The 3,617-nt window shown below is 60.0% G+C and carries 4 protein-coding genes; 3 read left to right on the top strand and 1 reads right to left on the bottom strand.

From position 1 onward, the window contains the following. Nucleotides 1–29 precede the first annotated feature (29 nt). Nucleotides 30–476, top strand: a complete 447-nt coding sequence (locus HNO86_RS30025; RefSeq protein WP_175380558.1) for a hypothetical protein — start codon at nt 30–32, stop codon at nt 474–476. Between the two features lie 73 nt (nt 477–549). On the opposite strand, the gene HNO86_RS30020 is transcribed toward HNO86_RS30025, so the two are convergent. Next, nucleotides 550–1,590: a GlxA family transcriptional regulator gene (locus HNO86_RS30020; protein ID WP_175380557.1), complete on the bottom strand. Its 1,041-nt coding sequence runs from the start codon at nt 1,588–1,590 to the stop codon at nt 550–552. A 121-nt stretch (nt 1,591–1,711) separates the two neighbouring features. Here HNO86_RS30020 and HNO86_RS30015 point away from each other — a divergent pair, with 121 nt between their 5' ends. Next, nucleotides 1,712–2,353: an HD domain-containing protein gene (locus HNO86_RS30015; RefSeq protein WP_175380556.1), complete on the top strand. Its 642-nt coding sequence runs from the start codon at nt 1,712–1,714 to the stop codon at nt 2,351–2,353. Nucleotides 2,354–2,471: 118 nt separating this feature from the next. Continuing rightward, on the top strand, nt 2,472–3,356 hold the full coding sequence (locus tag HNO86_RS30010) for an NmrA family NAD(P)-binding protein (RefSeq protein ID WP_175380555.1): 885 nt from the start codon (nt 2,472–2,474) through the stop codon (nt 3,354–3,356). The last annotated feature ends 261 nt before the right edge of the window (nt 3,357–3,617 follow it).

Raw genomic sequence — 3,617 nt, 5'->3', positions numbered from 1 at the left:
CAAACACATTTCACCCGGAGCACACGATCATGAAACGCCAAACCATCCTCAGCATTGTTTTCTCGGTTTTCGCAGTGAACGCTTTTGCCGCTTCCTCTGTTCAACCTGTAGTCGCTGAAGGCGGCTCGGATCGGCTGATCGAAAGCCGTGTGGCTGAAGGTGGTTCCGACCGCCTGCAACAGAATCGTGTTGTCGAAGGTGGCGCTGATCGCCTGCTGGAAAAACGTAATGCAGTCGCTGCTGATGGTTCGGATCGTTTGAAAGGCAACGAAGTTGCAGCTGACGGCTCTGATCGCCTGAAAGGCAACGAAGTTGCAGCTGACGGCTCTGATCGCCTGAAAGGCAACGAAGTTGCAGCTGACGGCTCTGATCGCCTGAAAGGCAACACCGTCGCAGCCGATGGTTCAGACCGCCTGCACGGCAACACCGTTGCAGCTGATGGTTCTGACCGCCTGAAAGGCAACACCATCGCCTAAGCTCCCCGCCTCACCACAACACCCGCAAAAGGCCCGGTCTGATCAGCCGGGCTTTTTCGTACCTCAAACCACCTCAACCATAAGCCCGCGCAGTCCGGTCATCCCGGGCAAATCGCATCGCATATTCCTTGGGACTCACCCCAAGGCGTCGGATGAAGGCTTTGCGCAACACATCGATGCTGTTGTAACCGCACCGACGCGCGATCTCTTCCATCGAACGCCCGCCCATCTCGAACGCGCGACACGCGGCCTCCAACCGAACGTCTTCGACGTACTTGGCCGGTGTGGTTTTCAGATCCCGCTGAAACATGCGAATCAGGGTCCGGACGCTGGTCGACATCCGGTCGGCGAGAATCTCGACCGTCAACTCCGTATGCAAATGCTCACTGATCCAGACGCACAGCTCATCGAGGCTCGAACCGCTGGCCCGCTGGGATTGCAACGTCACGCTGAACTGCGCCTGACCACCCGGGCGACGCAGGAACAGGACAAGGTTTTTGGCGATGTCCATCGCGATCTCGCCCCCCAGGTCCTCGCCGACCAGGGCCAGCGCAAGGTCGATGCCCGCCGAAATCCCCGCCGAGGTGTAGAGGTTGCCGTCCTTGATCCAGATCGGGTTCGCATCGACCTTGATCTTCGGATATCGCTCGGCCAACTCCCGCGCCGCGCCCCAATGGGTCGTGGCCCGACGCCCGTCCAGTAGCCCGGCGCCGGCCAGGGCAAACGCGGCGACGCAGATCGAACACATACGCCGTACATCCGCCGAGCGCTCGCGTATCCAGGCCAACGCTTCGGGGCTCGGTTGAGTCGCCGAATCCCAGCCGGTGGCGACGATCAGGGTGTCGATAGGTTCGCCGTCCAGCCGCTCCTGCGCGAGGGTTTTGTGGGCGATCAGGCCGATGCCGGTAGCGCTTGGCAGCTGAACATCGGCAGATGCAGAAATCAGTTCCAGTTTGTAGGGCGCCACCTCCCTGCCATACAGGCGGTTGGCAACGGTAAAGACCTCCGCCGGACCAATGACGTCGAGCGAGTCAACCGGCGGCAGGCCCAAAATAACCACGCGTTTCTGCGCCGGACTGCCCCGCCGCGCACGACTGTTTGACTGCTTTTTCATGGCTGGCTCCGAGATTGGCTGACCTTTCACTCACTGTGGCACGAATCGACTGAAAATAGTCAATTTGGACATTCGGGAATCCTTAAATTGGAGTCATGTCCACTCCATCTGGTAAGCCCGCATGAACACTCCCGTTACCCTCGGCGGCCTCATCGCCCCGGACTCAGAACTCACCCGCAGAGCGGCTTTGCTCGTCGATCGGGTCCACTCCAAGGCATTGCAGCATCACGTACATCGCACCTGGTGGTTCGCCGATTTTCTCGGTCAGCGGCGCGGTCTGAAGTACGACCGCGAAACCGTCTATCTCGCTGCACTGCTGCATGACCTGGGGCTCACCGAGGAGTTCTGCGCCGATCAGCGTTTCGAAGTCGACGGCGCTGATGCGGCCAGCCGCTTCCTGCGCGCGAACGGCTACCCGCAGGAGAAAGCGGCGCTGGTCTGGGATGCCATCGCCCTTCATTCCAGCGCCGGCATCGCCGACCGCAAGCAGCCGGAAATCGCCCTGATCTACATGGGGGCCCACGTCGACGTCATGGGCTTGTTCATGGAAGAAATCACCCCCTCACTGATCGACGACACCCTGGCGCTGTATCCACGCCTGGGCATGAAGGCCGCCTTTACCCAGGCGGTGGCAGAGGTGGCCCGCAAGAAGCCCCATACCGCCATCGGCACCGGGCTGGGGGATGTCGGGCGCCGCCACATCCACGGCTTCGATTGCCCGAACGTGTGCGACCTGATCGACAACGCGCCGTTCGACAGCTGAGAGCTGTCGCGGTGTGTTTTTTCAGTCAACTGAATCCAGGAGCAAGTCGGCCCAGCGGACGGCAGTTGAAAGCAATTGTCAGGAGCCAATGCTCCGATTTCTTGAGAGGAACGCGGTAATGAACCAGGCAGAAATTCTTGTAAGCGGTGCAACCGGACGCACAGGTGGAGCTGCTATCGATGAGCTGCTCAGGATGGGCAAGCGCGTGCGCGCCTACGTGCGCTCGGACGATGACAGGGCTGCTGCGTTGCGTGAGCGCGGAGTCGACATTGCCATCGGCGACTTCACCGATATCGATGCAATTCGCGCGGCGATGGAGGGCATCCGTTCGGCCTATTTCCTCTATCCGCTCGCCTCGGGAATCATCGAGGGCGCGGCGTATTTTGCCCAGGCGGCGAAGGAAACCGGGGTGCAGGCCATCGTCAACATGTCGCAGATCTCGGCGCGGCGAGAGTCGCGAAGTCATCTGGCCCAGGATCACTGGATCAGCGAACGTGTGTTCGATTGGTCGGGCGTGCCGACGACCCATCTGCGTCCCACCTTTTTCGCTGATTGGCTGGTTTACCCTCACTTCGCGAAGGAAATCCTGGCCACCGGCAAAATCGACTTTCCGTTCGAGAACGGTCGTCACGCGCCGATCAGCAGCGACGATCAAGGACGCGTGATCGCCCATCTCCTGGCCAACCCTGCGGGGCACGAAGGCAGGATCTACAGCCTGCATGGCCCGGTCGAGATGAACCATACCGAGATCGCGGCGGCCATGAGCGAGGCACTGGGTATCGAGATCCGGTATGCGCCAACCTCGATCGAGGCGTTCAAGGACAAGATGGAGCAGCAGTACAGGTTTCCCGCCGCGCTGGTTCAGCACCTGGTCGAAGTCGCGCAGGATTATCGGGATGGGGTGTTTGCGGGGGTGAACGATGTGGTGGAACAGGTCACCGGGACACCGGCGCTGAGCGTGCAGGCGTTCATCAAAAAGAACCGTGATGCCTACGAACTGTAGGAGCGAGCACGCTCGCTCCCACAATTGATCGCATTCCCCGGTAGGAGCTGCCGAAGGCTGCGATCTTTTGATCTTGCTTTTAAACAATCAAAAGATCGCAGCCTCGTTGCACTCGACAGCTCCTACAACGGAGACGGGCGCATCATCACCGGGGCGTGCGGGAGATTGCTCGGCCTATCAATGCGGTCGATGTTCACAATCACCTCAATGAAGTTCTCTTAAAAATCCTGCGGCGTAACATCTGCTCCATACCAAACACAT

This window comes from Pseudomonas sp. C1C7, from assembly GCF_013359595.1.
Classification (GTDB): domain Bacteria; phylum Pseudomonadota; class Gammaproteobacteria; order Pseudomonadales; family Pseudomonadaceae; genus Aquipseudomonas.
Note: the sequence above shows the minus strand (reverse complement) of the source record. Positions and strands in the feature narration are given on the sequence as shown.